General features: G+C 62.9%; 20 protein-coding genes and 1 pseudogene. 8 read left to right on the top strand and 13 right to left on the bottom strand.

Annotated elements, in window-relative coordinates:
• Nucleotides 1–238: 238 nt before the first annotated feature.
• Entirely contained in the window at nucleotides 239–781 is a 543-nt protein-coding gene (locus GEU01_RS05230; RefSeq protein WP_019085224.1) for a Spy/CpxP family protein refolding chaperone, read from the top strand.
• Between the two features lie 114 nt (nucleotides 782–895).
• Here GEU01_RS05230 and zwf read toward each other — a convergent pair whose 3' ends face one another.
• Nucleotides 896–2,419 carry a glucose-6-phosphate dehydrogenase gene (gene zwf / locus GEU01_RS05225; protein WP_042710776.1) on the bottom strand — a complete coding sequence of 508 codons (1,524 nt, stop codon included), beginning with the start codon at nucleotides 2,417–2,419 and terminating at the stop codon, nucleotides 896–898.
• A gap of 285 nt (nucleotides 2,420–2,704) precedes the next feature.
• On the opposite strand from zwf, the gene GEU01_RS05220 reads away from it, so the two are divergent.
• The 6 genes and pseudogenes from GEU01_RS05220 (at nucleotide 2,705) to GEU01_RS22300 (ending at nucleotide 8,278) form a co-directional block, all read left to right on the top strand.
• Complete coding sequence (locus tag GEU01_RS05220) at nucleotides 2,705–3,724, top strand: aspartate-semialdehyde dehydrogenase (protein ID WP_010509201.1); 1,020 nt, start codon at nucleotides 2,705–2,707, stop codon at nucleotides 3,722–3,724.
• Between the two features lie 253 nt (nucleotides 3,725–3,977).
• Complete coding sequence (sdhC, locus tag GEU01_RS05215) at nucleotides 3,978–4,370, top strand: succinate dehydrogenase, cytochrome b556 subunit (RefSeq protein ID WP_010509200.1); 393 nt, start codon at nucleotides 3,978–3,980, stop codon at nucleotides 4,368–4,370.
• A 2-nt stretch (nucleotides 4,371–4,372) separates the two neighbouring features.
• Nucleotides 4,373–4,804: a succinate dehydrogenase, hydrophobic membrane anchor protein gene (gene sdhD, locus GEU01_RS05210; protein WP_019085222.1), complete on the top strand. Its 432-nt coding sequence runs from the start codon at nucleotides 4,373–4,375 to the stop codon at nucleotides 4,802–4,804.
• A gap of 97 nt (nucleotides 4,805–4,901) precedes the next feature.
• Nucleotides 4,902–6,713 (top strand): succinate dehydrogenase flavoprotein subunit, encoded by a 1,812-nt coding sequence (gene sdhA / locus GEU01_RS05205; RefSeq protein WP_026018522.1) that lies wholly within the window; start codon nucleotides 4,902–4,904, stop codon nucleotides 6,711–6,713.
• A gap of 26 nt (nucleotides 6,714–6,739) precedes the next feature.
• On the top strand, nucleotides 6,740–7,522 hold the full coding sequence (locus GEU01_RS05200) for a succinate dehydrogenase iron-sulfur subunit (RefSeq protein ID WP_010509197.1): 783 nt from the start codon (nucleotides 6,740–6,742) through the stop codon (nucleotides 7,520–7,522).
• Nucleotides 7,523–7,617: 95 nt separating this feature from the next.
• Nucleotides 7,618–8,278: pseudogene (locus GEU01_RS22300) on the top strand (tyrosine-protein phosphatase).
• A gap of 3 nt (nucleotides 8,279–8,281) precedes the next feature.
• Here GEU01_RS22300 and GEU01_RS05190 read toward each other — a convergent pair.
• The 5 genes from GEU01_RS05190 to GEU01_RS05170 all read right to left on the bottom strand — a co-directional run bounded on the left by GEU01_RS05190 (nucleotide 8,282) and on the right by GEU01_RS05170 (nucleotide 12,512).
• Nucleotides 8,282–8,731, bottom strand: coding sequence for a helix-turn-helix domain-containing protein (locus GEU01_RS05190; protein WP_019085221.1), 450 nt, complete (start codon nucleotides 8,729–8,731; stop codon nucleotides 8,282–8,284).
• Nucleotides 8,732–9,098: 367 nt separating this feature from the next.
• Nucleotides 9,099–10,679, bottom strand: coding sequence for an apolipoprotein N-acyltransferase (gene lnt, locus GEU01_RS05185; RefSeq protein ID WP_019085220.1), 1,581 nt, complete (start codon nucleotides 10,677–10,679; stop codon nucleotides 9,099–9,101).
• 36 nt (nucleotides 10,680–10,715) lie between these two features.
• Entirely contained in the window at nucleotides 10,716–11,561 is an 846-nt protein-coding gene (locus GEU01_RS05180) for a GNAT family N-acetyltransferase (protein WP_019085219.1), read from the bottom strand.
• Complete coding sequence (locus tag GEU01_RS05175; protein ID WP_026018521.1) at nucleotides 11,558–12,049, bottom strand: Fur family transcriptional regulator; 492 nt, start codon at nucleotides 12,047–12,049, stop codon at nucleotides 11,558–11,560. The genes GEU01_RS05180 and GEU01_RS05175 overlap by 4 nt, the downstream gene beginning before the upstream one ends.
• Before the next feature lie 58 nt (nucleotides 12,050–12,107).
• Complete coding sequence (locus GEU01_RS05170; protein WP_019085217.1) at nucleotides 12,108–12,512, bottom strand: MucR family transcriptional regulator; 405 nt, start codon at nucleotides 12,510–12,512, stop codon at nucleotides 12,108–12,110.
• A gap of 93 nt (nucleotides 12,513–12,605) precedes the next feature.
• On the opposite strand from GEU01_RS05170, the gene GEU01_RS05165 reads away from it, so the two are divergent.
• Entirely contained in the window at nucleotides 12,606–12,854 is a 249-nt protein-coding gene (locus GEU01_RS05165; protein ID WP_019085216.1) for a sulfurtransferase TusA family protein, read from the top strand.
• Here GEU01_RS05165 and rimI read toward each other — a convergent pair.
• The 7 genes from rimI to GEU01_RS05130 all read right to left on the bottom strand — a co-directional run bounded on the left by rimI (nucleotide 12,835) and on the right by GEU01_RS05130 (nucleotide 19,039).
• Nucleotides 12,835–13,269 (bottom strand): ribosomal protein S18-alanine N-acetyltransferase, encoded by a 435-nt coding sequence (rimI, locus tag GEU01_RS05160; RefSeq protein WP_019085215.1) that lies wholly within the window; start codon nucleotides 13,267–13,269, stop codon nucleotides 12,835–12,837. The genes GEU01_RS05165 and rimI overlap by 20 nt on opposite strands.
• Nucleotides 13,266–13,979 carry a tRNA (adenosine(37)-N6)-threonylcarbamoyltransferase complex dimerization subunit type 1 TsaB gene (gene tsaB / locus GEU01_RS05155; protein WP_019085214.1) on the bottom strand — a complete coding sequence of 238 codons (714 nt, stop codon included), beginning with the start codon at nucleotides 13,977–13,979 and terminating at the stop codon, nucleotides 13,266–13,268. The genes rimI and tsaB overlap by 4 nt, the downstream gene beginning before the upstream one ends.
• Nucleotides 13,980–13,982: 3 nt before the next feature.
• Nucleotides 13,983–14,567 (bottom strand): malonic semialdehyde reductase, encoded by a 585-nt coding sequence (locus GEU01_RS05150; RefSeq protein ID WP_019085213.1) that lies wholly within the window; start codon nucleotides 14,565–14,567, stop codon nucleotides 13,983–13,985.
• Between the two features lie 33 nt (nucleotides 14,568–14,600).
• The gene (locus GEU01_RS05145; RefSeq protein WP_019085212.1) at nucleotides 14,601–15,164 is read right to left on the bottom strand and encodes a NifU family protein; all 564 of its coding nucleotides are present in this window, start codon (nucleotides 15,162–15,164) and stop codon (nucleotides 14,601–14,603) included.
• A 116-nt stretch (nucleotides 15,165–15,280) separates the two neighbouring features.
• Nucleotides 15,281–16,663, bottom strand: a complete 1,383-nt coding sequence (locus tag GEU01_RS05140) for an ATP-binding protein (protein WP_019085211.1) — start codon at nucleotides 16,661–16,663, stop codon at nucleotides 15,281–15,283.
• 11 nt (nucleotides 16,664–16,674) lie between these two features.
• Nucleotides 16,675–17,448, bottom strand: a complete 774-nt coding sequence (locus tag GEU01_RS05135; RefSeq protein ID WP_010509185.1) for a response regulator transcription factor — start codon at nucleotides 17,446–17,448, stop codon at nucleotides 16,675–16,677.
• A 193-nt stretch (nucleotides 17,449–17,641) separates the two neighbouring features.
• Entirely contained in the window at nucleotides 17,642–19,039 is a 1,398-nt protein-coding gene (locus GEU01_RS05130; protein ID WP_019085210.1) for a tetratricopeptide repeat protein, read from the bottom strand.
• Nucleotides 19,040–19,047 lie beyond the last annotated feature (8 nt).

Below are 19,047 nucleotides of genomic sequence, written 5' to 3'. Positions count from 1 at the left end.
GGTGGTGGTGGCGCGGGCCTGGCGGTCGGCAGCGGTCTCGCCGGGCTTGCGGTTGGCGCCATGCTGGGAAGCACGCTGGCCGAACGTGGCGCCGCCGCCCCGCCGCCAGCCTATTACCCCACGCCCGCGCCAGCCCCGCCGCCGCCGGCCTATTACCCGTATGGTGGCGGTTACTGATAACCACAGCCCTGATACATCCCACGCACACTGACACACACTGCGAAGGAAAATACCCAACATGATGTTCCGTCGGTTCCTACCCGCCGCTGCCCTCCTGATGCTGCCAGCCATGGCCATGGCTGCCGACCAGCAGCCCGTGGCCGCCCCCCAGACAGAGGCAGGCAAGCCCAACCCCACCGCGCCGCTGGCCCACACCCCGCGCGATCCCGCGCCGGAACAGGTGGAAGCGCATATCAAGGCGCTGCATGACGAACTGGGCATCACCAAGAAACAGGAAGCCCTGTGGGCCCCCTTCGCGCAGGACATGCGCGACAACGGACAGCGCCTGCATGATGCGATCGAGGACCGCCGCAGCAAGCTGGCGACCCTGAACGCCGTCGAAAACATGCAGTCCTATGCCGAACTGGTGATCGAACGCGCGCATGACATGCAGACGCTGAACACCGCGTTCGCATCGCTGTATGACAGCTTCTCCAAGAAGCAGCGCAAGCATGCCGACACCCTGTTCCGTGAAGGCGACAGCGAACACGCCGCCGCACAGCAGGCCAGGGTCGCTGAAGCGCAGGGCAGCACGGCACCGGCCGCTACCCCCGCGCAGTAACGCGTATTACCTTACGGGACAGGATTCCCGTCCCCATCCCGCCCGCGGTTGCGGGCGGGGGCTGGATACCGCATCACGACAGGGTCGTGGGCGAGTCCAGCCAGCCTGAACCATTCAGGCGCGATCGAGCGGGTACCACGCCCGCCCGTCACGACGCAGCAGTTCATCCGCCCCGCCGGTGCCTGTCGTGCCCGCTTCGTATATTTCCGGCCCTGCCGTATCCTTCGCCCATGCCTGCAGCACGGGGTCAACGGCCTTCCATGCCGCCTCGATATTATCGGCGCGCTGGAACAGGGTTTCATCCCCCATCAGGCAGTCATACAGCAGGGTTTCGTACCCGACATTGGGGGACCTGGCGAACACGTCCTCATAACGGAAGCGGGCCTGCACATCGGTCAGGTCCATTTCCGGCCCGGGCTTTTTCGCCCCCAGTTCCACCGTCAGCCCCTGGGCTGGCTGGATGTTGAGGATGATGCGGTTGGGGGGCAGTTCCTCCGTTTCGGTTTCACGGAACATGAGCATCGGCGGCTTGCGGAACTGCACCACGATATCGGTCCGCCGTCCTCCCAGCGCCTTGCCGGTGCGCAGGTAGAACGGCACCCCGGCCCAGCGCCAGTTATCCACATGCAGCTTCAGCGCCACATAGGTTTCGGTGTTGCTGTGCGGGGAAACGCCGGGGCTTTCGCGGTAACCGACCATGGGTTTGCCCTCCACCGTGCCCGCCGCGTACTGCCCGCGCACGGCGTCGGCCGGGTTGATGGGGGTTACGGCCTCGAACAGCTGTTCCTTGGCGTTGCGTACGCTTTCGGCATCGAAGGTGTTGGGCGGTTCCATCGCCACCATGGCAAACAGCTGGAACAGGTGGTTGGGCACCATGTCGCGCAACGCGCCTGTGGGTTCGTAAAACGCGCCGCGCTGTTCCACGCCAATGGTTTCGGCGGCGGTGATCTCGACATGATCGACATATTCGTTGCGCCACAGCGGTTCGAATATCAGGTTGCCGAATCGCATGGCGAGGATGTTCTGCACCGTTTCCTTGCCTAGGAAGTGGTCGATGCGGAAGACCTGCGACTCCTCCAGCACCGACAACACCCGGCGGTTGAGCGCCTGCGCCGAAGCCAGGTCGGAGCCAAAGGGCTTTTCAATCACCACGCGACGGAAGGCGCCGTCCTTCTGCGTCACCACGCCGGCCTTGCCCAGCGTTTCGACCACCGTGGCGAAAAACCGCGAGGGGATGGCAAGGTAGAAAATGGCGTTCCCCGGCAGCTTTGTGCCCAGCTGGCGCAGGGCGTCCGCGTCACTGAAATCGGCCTGCACGTATTCCAGGCGCTGCGCCAGCCAGTCCCATTGCCCCGCGTTGATGCTGGCGGGATGGAATTCGGCGTTCGGGTCATGGGTGAAGGACTGCATCATTTCAGCCAGCCCGTCGCGCCACTGCGCGGTGGAACTGGCCACGCGATCCACGCCGATGATGCGGAAGCCATCATCAAGCAGCCCGTTGCCCACCAGATTGTAAAGCGCGGGCATGAGCAGCCGCTTGGTCAGGTCCCCGTGCGCCCCGAAAATGACCAGCGTGCATGCCGGCGCCCTGCGCGCGCCGGGGGGCATGGTTTTGGAAGTGTCAGATGATAAGGCCATGATCTCTCTAACCGTTCTTGCCTGCGCCCTGTACCGGAACGGATGGTGGCGGCCAGCCTGTCCGATATGGCGCGATGGACCAAGCGTGCACCCGGCACGCGGAAACGGACAAGGCCTATCACCGCATGGGACATGCCACCTTGACCTTACCCCCGATTCGATTCCCGGTCCGGCGTGGCCCGTGCTGCTTGCGCCTTTGGCATACAGGCTCTACGTGTCGACACAGTTACGGCTAACGGCCCGTCCGCCCGGATGGACCGGCATGACAGGACAGGAAAGAAGATTATGGGTTACCGCGTTGCGGTGGTGGGCGCCACCGGCGCTGTGGGGCGCGAGATCCTCAAGACTCTGGCCGAGCGCCAGTTCCCTGTGGATGAGATCGTGGCCCTTGCGTCCGCCCGTTCGGCGGGCAAGGAAGTCTCCTTTGGCGACAAGAAGGTACTGAAGGTCCAGAACCTTGAAACCTTCGACTTTACCGGCTGGGATGTCGCCCTTTTCTCCCCCGGTGGGGCGGTTTCGGCCGTGCATGCGCCGCGGGCTGCGAAAGCGGGCTGCATCGTGATCGACAACACCTCCCACTTCCGCATGGAGCCGGACGTGCCGCTGGTGGTGCCCGAGGTCAATCCCAACGATGTGAAGAAGGCGAAGCGCGGCATCATCGCCAACCCCAACTGTTCGACCATCCAGATGGTGGTTGCACTCAAGCCGCTGCATGACCTGTTCACAATCAAGCGCGTTGTGGTCGCCACCTACCAGGCCGTTGCCGGCGCCGGCAAGAGCGGGATGGACGAACTGTTCAACCAGTCGCGCGGCAGCCTGGTGGGCGACCCGCTGAAGGCCGAGCAGTTCACCAAGCAGATCGCGTTCAACTGCATTCCCCACATCGACCGTTTCATGGATGACGGCGCGACCAAGGAGGAGTGGAAGATGACGGTTGAGACCCGCAAGATCCTCGACCCCGACATCGCGGTCTTCGCCACCTGCGTGCGTGTTCCCGTGTTCATTGGCCATGCCGAGGCCATCAGCGTCGAATTCGAGGAACCCGTTGATATCAAACGCGCCCGTGAGGCCCTGCGCGAAGCGCCGGGCGTGGTGCTGCATGACAAGCGCGAGGACGGCGGCTACGCCACCCCGCTGGAAGTCGTGGGCGAGGACGCGACCTATGTCTCACGCCTGCGCATCGACCCGACCGTGCCCAATGGACTCGGCTTCTGGTGCGTTGCCGACAACCTGCGCAAGGGGGCTGCGCTGAACGCGGTCCAGATCGCGGAAACCATGGTCGCACTCGACCTGCTCGGGCACTGACCGGCAGGCTCCGGGGCAGGCATGGATGGCGGTGCAGCGGGGCTGTACCGCCATGCGGCGGGGGTGAGGTCTCTCAACCTCGTGTTCCGGGCGTGCGTTGACCCCGCCTTCCGCGCGGCGTAGGACCGAATTCAGACAAGGCGACGGAACAAACCGAAGCCATAACAGGGAAATTGACGAGACGACCATGCAGGATGTCCGTGATGCGCTCTATGTAGGGCAGCGAAGCGACGGAACTCTGACCAGGCGGCCTATGTCCCCACACCTCCAGGTCTACCGCTTCCGTCTTTCCATGTTCCTTTCAATCGCGAACCGCGCCGCCGGTGTCGCCGCCGCAGGCGGTTCGGCACTTGGCCTGTGCTGGATCAGCGCGGCGGCAAAGGGACCCAAATCTTTCAGCAAGGCCCAGAAGGTGACCGGCAACCCGCTGGGGCAGATGCTGCTCGCGGGGTGGGCGCTGGCGCTGGTCTATCACTTCGTGGCGGGGATACGCCACCTGGTGTGGGATAGCGGCTATCGCTTTTCCAAGAAGGAAATCAACGAGGATGGCCCCGTGGCCGTGGGCGTGACGGTGGGAACCACGCTGGCGCTGGTGGCCGGTATCCTTGGTGTCGCGATCTGTCGTTCCCGCAAGAAGGCGTCCTGACCATGAGCAATCCAAAGAAGCCGCATATCACGGTCATGCGCTCCCAGCTGTCGCGCGCGCGCGGCCTGGGTTCGGGGCAGGCCGGTGTTGGCCACTGGTGGGCCGAACGCGCATCGGCGGTGGCGCTTGTGCCGCTGTCGGGCTGGTTCGTGATCCAGGTGTTCCGGCTGGCCGGCGCATCGCAGCCGGAAGTGGCGAAGTGGGGCGCACGCCCGCTGAACACCACCATGATGCTGTCGCTGGTGATCCTGACCTTCTATCACACCCAGCTTGGGCTGCAGGTCATCATTGATGACTATGTGCATGGCAAGGCGCACCTGCCTGCGGGCCTGCTGATGAAGGGGATCGTCTTCCTTCTGGGTCTGTTCGGCACGGTTTCCGTACTGAAGCTGGCACTGGCCGGCAGCAGCCGGGGCAAGATTGCCGCGGGCTGAGGCCCACGCAGTCGCCTGAGCAGAACATGACATTCGCGGACCGGCGGGCCGCAATACTGGCCGGCCGTCCGAACGAGCATCGGGACACGTCCAAGAAATGAACGCGACCACTTCACCACTCACCGGCTCCTACAGGATCGTTGACCACGCATATGACGTGGTTGTCGTAGGCGCTGGTGGCTCCGGCCTCCGGGCCACGCTGGGCATGGGGGCCGCTGGCCTCAAGACCGCCTGCGTGACCAAGGTTTTCCCCACACGCAGCCATACCGTCGCAGCACAGGGCGGCATTGGCGCATCACTTGGCAACATGGCCGAGGATAACTGGCGCTGGCACATGTACGATACCGTCAAGGGATCGGACTGGCTGGGCGATCAGGACGCCATCGAATACATGTGCCGCGAAGCCGTGCCCGCCGTGCAGGAACTGGAACACATGGGTGTGCCGTTCTCCCGCACGGAAGATGGCAAGATCTACCAGCGCCCCTTCGGTGGCCACATGCGCAACTATGGCGAGGCCCCGGTGCCCCGCGCCTGCGCCGCCGCCGACCGCACGGGCCATGCCATCCTGCACACGCTGTACCAGCAGTGCCTGAAGCATAACGTCGAATTCTTTGTCGAATACTTCGCCATCGACCTGATCATGGATGACGACGGCGCATGCCGTGGCGTCATGGCATGGTGCCTGGAAGACGGCACGCTGCACCGTTTCCGTGCGCAGAAAGTGGTGCTGGCGACCGGCGGTTATGGCCGTGCCTACCACTCGTGCACCTCCGCGCATACCTGCACGGGTGATGGCGGCGGCATGGCGATCCGTGCCGGCATTCCGATGCAGGACATGGAATTCGTGCAGTTCCACCCCACCGGCATCTTCCCCGCAGGCTGCCTGCTGACGGAAGGCTGTCGTGGTGAAGGTGGCTACCTGACCAATTCCGAAGGCGAGCGCTTCATGGAACGCTACGCGCCCACCGCCAAGGACCTGGCGTCGCGCGACGTGGTCTCGCGCGCCATGACCATCGAGATCAACGAAGGTCGCGGCTGTGGTCCGGAAAAGAACTACATCATGCTGCACCTCGAGCATCTTGGCCCCGAGATCCTGCATGAACGCCTGCCCGGCATTTCGGAAACGGCGCGCATCTTCGCCGGTATCGACGTGACCAAGGAACCGGTGCCGGTCCTGCCGACGGTGCATTACAACATGGGCGGCATTCCCACCAACTACCATGGCGAGGTCATCCGCCCCACGGCTGATGATGTCGATGCGGTGGTGCCCGGCCTGATGGCGGTTGGTGAAGCGGCCTGCGTGTCCGTGCATGGCGCGAACCGCCTTGGCACCAACTCGCTGCTTGACCTTGTGGTGTTTGGCCGTGCCGCCGCCCAGCGCGCCGCCGCCACCACCAAGAGCGAGGAAGTGATCCCGCCTCTGCCCGCAGGGGCCGGCGATGCCGCGATCGCGCGCTTCGACCGCCTGCGCTACGCCAAGGGCAAGACCCACGTGGCCGACATGCGCAGCAAGCTGCAGCGCACCATGCAGAAGCACGCCGCCGTGTTCCGCAACACCGAAAGCCTTGCGCAGGGTGTGGAGAAGATCAAGGAAATCTGGTCGGAAATTCCCGACATCTCGATCAACGACCGTTCGCTGATCTGGAACAGCGACCTTATGGAAGCGCTGGAGTTCGAGAACCTGCTGGCCAACGCCACCGTCACCATGGCGGGTGCCGACGCCCGTCACGAAAGCCGGGGTGCGCAGGCACATGACGACTATCCCGACCGTGATGACAAGAACTGGATGAAGCACACCGTCGCCCACATGACCGATACGGGCGATGTCACGCTAAGCTACCGCCCCGTGCACATGAAAACGCTGACCAACGATGTGCAGGTCTTCCCCCCCAAGAAGCGCGTCTACTGACGTAACGGCGGAAAAGGAACGAGACGATGGTCGAATTCAGGCTGCCAAAGAACAGCACGGTGGGCAAGGGCCGCATTTTCACGGCCGCCCCCGGCGCCACCAATGTCAAGAACTTCCGGATCTATCGCTGGAGCCCGGACGACGACAAGAACCCCGTGGTCGATACCTATGAAATTGATCTGGACAAGATCGGGCCGATGGTGCTCGACGCGCTTATCCACATCAAGAATGATGTCGATTCCACACTGACCTTCCGGCGTTCCTGCCGTGAAGGGATCTGCGGGTCGTGCGCGATGAACATCGCTGGCGAAAACACGCTGGCGTGCCTCAAGCCCATCCGGGACATCGAGGGCGATATCGCGATCTACCCGCTGCCGCACATGCCGGTCATCAAGGATCTGGTGCCCGACCTGGACGGTGCGTACGCCCAGCTGCGCTCGATTGATCCGTGGCTGAAATCCGACACGCTGCCGCCGCCGGATTCCGAACGCCGCCAGAGCATCGAGGAACGTGCCGAACTGGATGGCATGTGGGAATGCATCCTGTGTTTCTGCTGCTCCACCTCGTGCCCGTCCTACTGGTGGAATGGCGACCGCTACCTTGGCCCGGCAACGCTGCTGGCGGCCTATCGCTGGATTGCCGACAGCCGTGACGAACATGCGGGCGACCGTCTGGATGCACTGGAAGATCCGCTCAAGCTGTATGCCTGCCGCACGATCATGAACTGCACCCAGACCTGCCCCAAGGGCCTGAACCCCGCCAAGGCGATTGGCCGGATCAAGGAACTGCAACTGGAACGCAAGGCGTAACAGCCGGTCACTTCATTCGTGATTGACGCAGAAGGCGCTGGATGTGAAAAATCCAGCGCCTTTTTCGTCTCCACCCGTTTGAAAGGACAAGGCTGGTGTTTGAGGGAAACCTGTCCACCCCCGCCGGCCGAAGCCGTGCATGGATCGACAGCCTGTTTGTTGACCATGCAATCCTGCGGCAGACATGGACCAATTTCCGTGTGGTCATTCCCGGCCGCGTCTATCGCTGCAACCATCCCACGCCATGGCGGCTGCGGCTGGNCCCGCCGCTACGGGCTGAAAACGCTGGTCAACCTGCGCGGGCACCGCAAATGCGGGTCGGACGCCCTGTCGCGCGAAGCGGCCCACAATATCGGGCTGACCCATATCGACATGGCATTTGAAAGCCGCAATGCCCCCCACCGTGACCGCATAGAGCGGTTTGAACGGATTTACCGCGACATCCGTTTTCCCATGCTCATGCACTGCAAGTCGGGTGCCGACCGTACGGGACTGGCGGCGGGCCTTGTCATCCTGTTTGAAGGGGGAACGGCGCAACAGGCGCTGCGCCAGCTTTCATGGAAGAACGGTCATTTCAACAGTTCACGCACCGGCGTGCTGGACGCCTTTTTCCTGCGTTACGCAGCGGAAGCGGAAGGACGCCTGCCCTTCATGGACTGGGTCCGCACGGAATATGATGAAGACCGGCTGCGCGCGGATTTCCGTGCCGGAAAAATCGCGTCCTTCATGACCGATCAGGTGCTCAGGCGGGAATAACGTTCACGACGCGCTCATGGAACGGACAAGGTCAAGGACACGACGGCGGGTGCCGCTATCCTCGATCCCGTAATAGGCCCGCACCAGTTCAATGGTCTCGCGACGGGAAAGCAGGGTCAGGTCATCCTGCGCCATCGCAGGCAACACGGGTGACAGCAGGCTGGGGGCGGGTTCGGCCATGCCCTGTGCATTGCCTGTATCGGGCAGATCGGCATTACCGGCCTGCGCAGGCAGGTCCGCGAAAAAAAATCCTACCGGAACGTCCAGCACGCATGCCAGATCATACAGGCGCGACGCCCCCACGCGGTTGCGCCCACGTTCGTATTTCTGCACCTGCTGGAAGGTCAGGCCCAGGGCATTACCCAATCGTTCCTGGGACATACCAAGCAATGTACGACGCAGCCGGATACGGTTGCCGACATGCACATCTACAGGATTGGACGTAGCGGACATTTTCCCCGTCACAATAATGGTCTTGCCTCCCCTGCCTGATATTCCCAGACCGACTGGAAATTAAGATATCTCAACCGTCCACATGTGGACGTTAAGAATTTTTAAATCAAGAATGGCTACAATAAATCCGTTATTTATATGAATTTCCAGAGGATGATGCCCAAGCATTACATAAAATGCCCTGCGCTACCTATCTGGCAGGGATTTAGGAAAATATTCATGCATATTAAATGCATTAATTAAGAGATTTTTTTAAAAATAACCCATTGATAAATAATAAGATAAAATTTTCCAGACACTGCCTTTTTCAAAAAGTTGGCGCTTCCGAAACGTTCTAGAAAAGCTTCCCCAAAACCTTCCCTGAAATTTACACGCTGCCACCAGATGGACAGGCGCGCTTTTTCCAGATCGTCCTGTCCCGCACAATACCGCGCCACAGACCGCACAGTCCCATCACGCCTGCCAGCAGCAATGGCACCAGGCGCCCATAACGACCAAAGAACGTACAGGGCAGGGCATCGGGAACCGCATGGACCAGCACGCCCTGCCTGTCCCAACCCAGCCGGGCCAGTTCATGGCCCCGTCCATCGAACACGGCTGAAATACCGGTATTGGCGGCACGGGCAACAGGCAGCCCTTCTTCCACCGCGCGCAGACGCACGGCGGCAAGGTGCTGCCGGGGGCCTGCGCTGTTACCGTACCAGGCATCATTGGTACTGTTCATAAGCCAGTCGGGCCGGTCGTGGGGATCAGCAACCTGTCCTGAAAAAATCACCTCATAACAGATCAGTGGTCCAACAGGGGCAATTCCGGGCAGATGCCACGTCCGCACGCCGGGGCCGGGGGTCATGCCCTCACCCGGCACGACGTGGAAGGGCAGGAAGGCAGGCTGGTATTCTCCAAAGGGGACCAGATGCGCCTTGTCATACACCATGGTGCCCGCCGCATCGGGCGGCATCAGGGCAACCATGCTGTTGCGCCAGTGGTGATCGTCCTCCAGCCAGCGCACGGTGCCAATAATGCCCGCTGCCGCCCCCTGCCCGGCCCGCATGATCATGGGGCGCGCGATATCATCTTCCAGCAGCAGCCCCGGAAAAGCCGATTCCGGCCATGCGAACACAACGGGCCGCGTAGCGCCCGCCTGCTGCAGGCCCTGCGCCACGCCCTGATGGGTCAGGGCGAGATAACGGCGAAAGATCGCCACGTCCGAATTACCCGCGATCTTGTCGGTCTCCGGCACATTGCCCTGCACCAGTACGATTTCGGGATTATGGAGATAGGTGTCATGTATGCTGCTGAACCGTACCGCACCACAACCGACCCATGCCACCATAAGCACAAGGCACGCCCACCGGCCCATCCGGCCATAAAGCGGAGCCAGCGCCACGATACAGGTCAGCAGCGTCAGGCCATCCACCCCGATCCATGCGGCGGGCTGGATCATGATATCCCCCGCAAGGCCGGGGAATTCCCACACGCTGCCCGGCGGATTCCATGGAAAGCCGCTGAACACGTACACGCGCGCCATATCCGTCAGTGTCCACAGCGCGGACAGGACCATAAGCCGCCCGGTACCACGCGGCACCAGTCGGCTCAGCCCGGCGGACAGGGCACTCAACGGGGCAAGGATCAGCGCACAGCCCGGTGACGCCAGCGGCACCAGCCACCAGAAATCATCCGCGCGCAACAGGATGGCGTACATGAGCCAGTACAGGCCCACGGTATAAAGCCCCATCGCAAACATGAAGCCACGCCGCGCGGCCCCGCGCCAACCGGCCGCATGATCAATCGCCAGCGCCAGCAGGCAGAAGGCGACAGGCAGGACCACAACGGCATGCAGCGGTGGAAACGCAAGGGCATACACCCCGCCCGCCAGCAGCATGGCCAGATCCGCCCGCCACCCGTGCAGGCGCGCCAGCTTCATATACAGATTGTACAGGGACATCATGGAGCGCCGCAATCCGCTCCCCCGGGGACTGCGGGGCTAGTCCAGCGCGTCACGCAGGCGACGTTCGTAGTGCCGGTAATACTTGTCAGCCAGCAGTTCACTCTTGACCAGTACCGCGACATCAGTGGTGTTGAACTGTTCATCGATCACGGCGCCATCACCCACATAACCACCCAGCCGCAGGTAGCCCTTTATCAACGGCGGCAGGCGCGCAAGCGAACGCCGGTGGTCAAGGACCTGCGGGTCCGCGCGCAGCATTTCCACCCGGCGTTCGGACAGGGCGCGCACGCGCAGCGCGGGCGGGGCAAGATGGTTGTGGTACAGATAGGTCAGTTCATCCGACAGCGCATCGGGATTGGTGCCCGGCAGGCTGGCGCAACCGAACAGGACATCAATACGGTGCAGGAAGATGTAGGAGGCAATGCCACGCCACAGCAACTGCATGGCCGCACGCCCGCGATAGTTCAGGTCCACGCATGACCGTCCCACTTCCAGCAGCCGGCCGGGAAATTCGGTCAGGGGAGAAATGTCATATTCACTGGAAGTATAGAATTTGCCCAGCCGCCTGGCCGCGTCCCCCTGCATCAGGCGATAGGTGCCGACCACACCCTTGGCGCCTGATGAAATGGCATGGTCGATCACCAGAAGGTGATCGGCATATTCATCGAATTCGTCCACATCACGCTTCAGGCGTGCGGTACGGGAATCGGGAATCGCCCCCATTTCCTCATAGAACACACGGTAACGCAGCGCCTGGGCCGCATCGCGTTCTTCATCCGTCGTGGCGATCCGGACACCAAGGTTGCCCCCACGCAATTCAGGAAAACCGTTGCGTTCAAGGTTCAGGGTAGAAAGGGACTGTATGGTTTTCTCGATACTCAAGGCCGTGACCTGCCTTTCTGCTGCGTTTGCGCCATCTGGCCCGTCTGTTCTTCTGGCACGTCGGGCAACCTGCGTGCAAACAGTTCCAACCGATGTGACACCAGTTCGAACCCGAGTTCAGCCGTAATCCTGCGCAGCAGTTCGGCATGGTCGGTATGGGTGAATTCCACCACCTGCCCACTTTCCACATCAATCAGGTGGTAATGATCGCCTTCTTCCGTGGCTTCGTACCGGGCGCGACCGCCGCCGAAATCCCGCCGTTCCAGAATGCCGTTTTCTTCCAGCAGGCGCACGGTGCGGTACACCGTGGCAACCGAAATACGCCCGTCCAGCTGGGATGCGCGGCGGTACAGTTCCTCCACATCCGGGTGGTCGTGGGCTTCAGACAGGACGCGTGCGATCACCCGCCGCTGGCCTGTCATTTTCAGGCCGCGTTCGGTACACATACGTTCGATGCGGGTCTGTAGTCCGTTACTGTCTGGTGCCATGTTTACGGGCGTAGCCGATCATGCAGATACCTGTCCACACTACCACACTATGTGTGGTTCAGTCCTCACGTTTGGTGCCAAGCCCGATCTTGCGCGCAAGCGACGAACGATGGCTGGCATAATTGGGGGCCACCATGGGGTAGTCATGGGGCAGGCCCCAGCGTTCACGGTATTCATCGGGCGTCATGTTATAGGCGGTCTTGAGATGACGCTTGAGCATCTTGAGCTTCTTCCCGTCCTCGAGACAGACGATATAATCGGGGAAAACCGATTTCTTCAGGGGCACGGCCGGCACCGGCTTCTCCGGCACGGGTTCCGCGCGTCCCAGCGAAGCCACGGCTTCGTAAACCCGGTGAATCAGATCGGGAAGGGTGTCCGCATCCAGCTCGTTACGGGATACGTACGCCGAAACGATTTCGGCAGCCAGTTCCCGCAATTCAACTTCTGCCGCTGCATCAGCCATTAATCTGATCCTGTCACTCTGGAATAATGATGTATCCTATATAAATAATTCCCGAAGGATCGCAACCGGTAACAACAAAGGTTTCATGGTAATATGTCTGATATTGGTATGGCAGAAATAGATATCACCCATGAAGTATGCCCCATGACTTTCGTACGCACGCGGTTGGCACTTGACAGACTGCCTGCCGGGGAAAAACTGCTTGTTCGCCTGCGGGGCGCAACACCACTGGACAACGTTTCACGCAGCCTGAAACTACTTGGTCATGTTGTGGAAGAAATACAGACAGAAGCAGATGGCATGACACATCGGCTGACCGTGCTCAAATCACCCGCCGCATGACACAGGCATCCATCCCGTCGGGGTAATAGTGACGACGGATTCCCGCCTGTGCGAATCCATTCGCGCGGTACAACCCCATGGCGGGGACGTTATCCATGGCCACTTCCAGAAACAGGGTCCGCGCGCCCGCTTCCCCCACCTGCCGCGTGCAGCGCGCCAGCAGGTCACGCCCGATCCCGCGCCGCTGCCAGGCCGGGTCCACGGCAAAGGTCAGGATCTCGGCCTCGTCAAACAGGGTGCGGGCCATGATGAAGCCGGGCGCGTCCTCCGCCGCCATCACAACGCATACACCCGGCATGTCCAGCAGGGCCTGCATGGCCTGCGCATCCCACCTGTGGGTGGGGGGAAACGCCCGTGCATGGATATGGGCCAGCAACGTGGCCTGTGCACCGGCAGGCCGGGGGGACGGGGTCATGGCGTATCGATGGGGGCGGGACGCAGGCCGGCCGCAGGCAGCCTGGCCTCCGGCGCATCGACATAGAGTGGCTGGGCTGCACGGGGCGGCAGGTGGCCACGGAAACGGCGCAGGGCCGCCATGGCGATGTCCACGGGATCAGGCTGCGTCAATGCGCATATCCGCACGTCTGCGCGTTCTGGCATGGCCTGCGCCACCTCTTCCGCAGCATTACCGGCCAGCAACACGGGACCGGGCGGCAGTTCAAGCGTATCAAGCATATGGGCGGACACGCTGCCCGCATCCTGCTCATCCGCCAGCGTTTCAACAAATACCCGTCCCCGTCGCGCAACGGTGCAGCATAGCGGGCGCGCCGCCAGCGGCCGGGCCGTATCACGCAGGACATCGGCCATGGCTTCGCCCCCCGTCATGCCCACCACGGCACAGCCACTACCCGCAGCAAGCCCGTGGGCAAACGCCAGCGAAGCCCGCAATCCCGTAAACGAACCCGGCCCCACGACCACGCCCACCAGTTCGGGCATGGCATGGGTCCAGCCACATTGCGCAAAAAGTTCGGTTGCCAGCAGGGGGAACTGTTCGGCAGCGCCCCGGCCCGTGGCCGTCCGGGTCGCCAGAACGGACAATGCACCGTCAGCACCCGACGCAAGGCAGGCAATCACGGCCCGCGCCTGCGTGCCGGTGGCGCTGCCGTCCATCACCAGAATCCGCATGACCTATACAATCACGCAGGCATCATCAAAATCGGGGCGCGGCGCGCGGGCGTTTGGCGGCGGCCCGTCCGTATAGCCCAGGCAGACAAGGAAATTCGCCTGCCAGCCCTTCTGCGCCAGGAAGCAGTCTTCCACCATCGCACCATCAAACCCCGACAGCGGCAGCACCGACAGCCCCAGCGCACGGGCGGCCATGATCAGGTAGGCGCCCTGCAACGTGCCATTGCGAAAGGCCGTTTCCTCCGCCAGTCCCACATCGGCCGCGAACCATTGCCGCACGTCCGGGGCGGGGTTGAGCGTATCCATCCGGTCAAAGAACAGCGGGTCATGCGCCACGATCACGGTGACCGGGGCGGTCATCACGCGCTGCACGTTCCCTGCCGAAAGGGCGGGACGCAGGCGTTCACGGCAGCTTTCGGTGGTAATGAACACGAAACGCGCCGGACAGCAGTTACCCGATGTCGGGCCAAGGCGGACCAGATCGTACAGCTGCCGCAGCGTTTCCTGCCCCACGGGCCGGTCATTCCACGCCACCGGCGTGCGTGCGTTACGAAACAGAAGATCAAGCCCAGCGTCATCAAGCGCCATGAAACATTCCCAGACTACCCGCAGGCCTGCCGATCAGGCCTCCACCTGCTCTACCGATACCACTTCCGGCACATAATGGCGCAGCATGTTCTCCACCCCGTGCTTGAGCGTCGCGCGCGACGACGGGCAGCCCGAACAGGCCCCCTGCATGGTCAGCCGCACCACACCGTCACGATAGCCCCGGAATACAATGTCCCCGCCATCGCCCGCAACGGCGGGGCGCACGCGGGTGTCCAGCAGTTCCTTGATCTGCTGCACGATTTCCTCATCCCCCGGCGCGATCAGGTCCTCGACCACCTGCGCGTCGCTTTCCACCACCGGCTGTTCCGTCGCCAGGTAGTCCGCCAGCACGGACAGCACCTGCGGGCGCAGGTCATCCCACTGCATTGCGTCGCTGCGGGTCACGGCTACGAAGTCATTGCCGAAAAAGACGCGCGCCACGCCTTCCAGGTCAAACAGAAGTTCCGCAAGGCGCGAACGCCCGGCCACGGAATCGGGACTGATGAAGTCAGCCGTGGCCCCGTTGGCCATGATCTCGCGCCCCGGCAGGAACTTCAGCGTTGCGGGATTTGGGGTATCTTCTGTTTCGATGAACATTGCTCGGTCTTCCAGACATGACGGGAAAGCGGGACATGCAAACGTACTTACCAAGTCCTGTTATATGATCGACCCGCGTGTAAATCCAACCCCACGCGGGGAAACCAGATCCGCTTTTAACCGGCCGGACGTATCACAGCATTGCGTGGCAGGACAATTTCCGCGCACAGGCCGCCATGGGCCCGGTTATACAGGTGGAAACGACCGCCATCACGCTCCACCTCGCGGCTGACGATCGCAAGCCCCAGCCCCAGCCCCCCCGTGCTGCGTGAACGCGATCCCTCGACCCGGTAGAAGGGTGTCGTCACACGCCCGATCTCGGCTTCCGGCAGGCCGGGACCATTGTCTTCCACCCGTATGCACAGCACCTCCGGCCCTGCCGTCAGGCTGACATGGGCATTGCCGCCGTAATTCACCGCATTGTCGATCAGGTTGCCCAGCACGCGCTTGAGCGCCAGCGGGCGCACCACGGCCTGCGCCTGATCCGGCCCGTCATAGGTCACGTCGCGGCCCTGATCGGCGTCATCATCAACCCGTGTCGCAAGGATCGAGGCCACATTGGCCGACCGCGCGGGCTCGGGGTCCTTTTCCCCCGACAGATAGGCCAGCACACCGGCAATCATGGCCTCCATTTCCGTAACGTCGGCCTCGATCTCCTTCTGCGCGTTCGCATCATCCAGAAAGCCAGCCCGCAGCCGCAGGCGGGCCAGCGGCGTGCGCAGGTCGTGGGAGACGGCGGCCAGCGCCTCCGTCCGGTCGGCGATCAGGCGGTTGATGCGCTCCTGCATGTCATTGATGGCGCGGGCAAGATAGCGGACCTCCCGCGGGCCCTTGTTTTCGAGCGGCACCCACCGGCCGGACCCGACCGTATCGGCCACATCCGCCAGCGCCAGCAGCGGCATGCTCAGCGCGCGCACCAGCATGCCTGCCGCCAGCAGCACCGCCCCCGCCAGAATCGCCGCCGAGACAATGCCCCGCCGCATATGGTGGGGCTGCAGGATGGCGGGGGCAAGGAAGCCCATGTAACTGCCATCGGGCAGGCGCAGCGTGCCGCGAACGTCCTCCGTCGCCGCGATCGTGCCCGACAGGTTCAGCGCGTCCCCCTGCAAGGCCGTCAGTGGCCCGGCCATGCGGTCATGCAGCTTGCGCAGCGACGGGGGTTCGACCTTCATCACCCCCTGCTGCGCGGGGGTGCGCCAGTCCACCGTCAGGTCATTGGTGGACAGCATGGCCGCCAGCACCATGCGTTGCGACGTGGGCGTTGCGGTCAGGACACGGGCATCGATCACCAGCCGTTCGCCCACCTGTTCCAGCTGGGCATCGTCTATGGTGTAGGTCTCGGCTGCCTCATAGAAAACGGAACTGCCGACAAAGACGAGCGCGACCGCGGCCAGCAGCACGAACATGACGCGCCCCACCAGCCCACGCGGCCACAGCGTGATCCGCCGTGGCGCGGGCGGGACCGTCCGGGTGGCCTGCGCGGATCGGGACGTGGTCATGCCTTGCGCCGTCAGATCCGCTCCACCTCCGACGTGAAGATATAGCCCATGCCCCGCACGGTGCGGATCAGCCCGTCCGAATCCGGCCCCAGCTTGCGCCGCAGGCGGCTGACCAGCACGTCCACGCTCCGGTCCGATACATCCCCCAGCCGGGTGCGTGACAGTTCCAGCAGACGGTCACGGCCAATGACGCGCTGCGGATTGTCAAGGAAGCTGGTCAGCAGGTCATGCTCCGCCCCCGAAATCTCGACCGCGGCACCAGCCGGGTCCGTCAGTTCACGGCGGCGCAGGTCCAGCGTCCAGCCGGCAAAACGCACGGTTTCCTTGCGCTGGCGGCCCGCACTGGGGGTCGTGACCCCGCCCCCGCGACGGCGCAGCACCGCACGCACGCGGGCCAGCAGTTCCTTCTGGCCAAAGGGCTTGGGCACATAGTCATCCGCCCCCAGTTCCAGCCCCTGCACGCGGTCCAGTTCCTCGCCACGCGCGGACACGATGATGACCGGCACTTCCGTCAATGGCGCCTCCCCCGGCGCCACCGGATCGGGCTGCGCCCGCAGGCCACGGCACAGATCCAGGCCACTGCTGCCCGGCAGCATGACATCAAGAATGATCAGGTCAGCCGCCTGCGCGCGCAGCGCGTCCCACATTTCAGGACCGTCCTGCACGCCACGCACGCGGTAGCCATCGCCCTGCAGGGCACGGACGATCAGGGTGCGCATGCCAGGGTCATCTTCCACCACAAGGATACGGGCGGGCAGATCATCAGTGGCAGGTATCTGTGTCATTCTCTCGGCCATGTTTCGATTCAGGGACAGTCATGATGCCATTCATGCGACGGCCACCAGCATATCCAACGCACCGGGTCGGGATAAGACCATCGTTCATATCATAAAATGTCAGTCATGCCCGGTTTCGAAACGAAAACGGGGCGCCAGACGAATCCGGCACCCCGTATGACACCCTGACCTATGGATAAGGTCAGTGCGCGGCGACAGCAGCCGAATTCAGCTTCAGCACCCAGAACTGGGCAATATCACGCGCGCCATTGGTACCTTCCACGCTGTTGAAGGTGGCGATGGCGGCATCCTTCTGCCCCGCCGCGGCCTGCGCCAGACCAAGGTGCAGGCGTGCGATGTTCACGTCCGACGGTCCCTTGGCAATACCCTGCTGCATCAGGGCGATGCCCTTGTCGCCCTGACCGAACAGCACGTAGTTGTAGCCCGCCGTCAGCATGGCGTTGCCGGTTGTGGCCTGTGCCGCCGCCGCGTCCAGCCCGGCCTTGCGGTCGGCAACACTCTGCGTCACCAGCGCCTTCAGCTTTTCCTCACGCGGGGCACTGGCGTCATGGCCCAGCACGCCGGTGCTGTAGCCCTGGTTGATGATATCCAGCGCAAGCTGCGGCAGCCCCGCCTGCATGGCCAGCTCGGTGATGTCCATATACTCGGCCGAGGTCTTGACCAGACCGGATTCAAGACGCACGCGGTCGATGTCCAGACGCAGCCCCGGGGCCATGTTCGGGTTGCTCAGGACCGAATGCACCACCTGCGCCCAGTAATCAGGCTTGGGATAATAGGTGGCCAGCAGCACATAGGTTTTTGTCAGCGCCGCATTGTCCTTCAGCTGCGCCTGGCATGCGGCCAGAAGCTGAAGCTGGTTTTCCGTGGGCTTGCCACCCGCCTTGATGGTGGCGTCAATCTGCGCCTGCTGCACGCGCGCGGCGTTGGCGTAATCATGCTGCAGGTAATACGCCTGGATCAGGATCGTCAGCATCTGCGGGTTCTTGCCACCCGCCTTGATGTATTTTTCAGTGACCGTGATCGCCGTGGGGTAATCCTTGGCGGTGAAGGCCATGCTGCCTTCGGCCAGCGCCATCTGTTCCCTGGTCGCCGCCGGGGTGCGCGGTGATGCGATCAGCGTGTCATAGGCCGAAATCGCGGCGGGCACATTGCCGGACTGGGCGGCGACGGCGGCACGCATCTGCGCGATGGTATAGGATTCGTACTCGGACTTGCCGGTCACGGCATCCGCCGCGTCAACATCGGCCATGGCCTGCGGGTATTTCTTGACGGCCAGTTCAGTCTGCGCCTTCTGCAGTGCCGCGCCAACCTTTTCCCCCAGCTGGTCCGCCGCATACGCACCGTGAACGGGCAGCACGCCCGCCAGCGGCAGCGCCATCATGACCCCGGCCAGCAGGCGCCCGCGCAGCTGGAACAGCGATTTGGATGTGATGTTTTTCAACTGGATGTCCTTCCATGAACGGGTCATGGCCCGATTGATCGGCCAGGGCATCACGATGGACCCGCGCGGCCCATCATTCAATCCGCCCCTGACCGATGGCGACACGGCAGGCCGCATGATATGCGCCTGCCGTGTCACGACGTGAA

Origin of the sequence: Komagataeibacter europaeus LMG 18890 (genome assembly GCF_000285295.1) — a bacterium.
In the GTDB taxonomy this organism is placed as follows: domain Bacteria; phylum Pseudomonadota; class Alphaproteobacteria; order Acetobacterales; family Acetobacteraceae; genus Komagataeibacter; species Komagataeibacter europaeus.
This window is presented reverse-complemented; position numbering and strand designations above follow the sequence as displayed.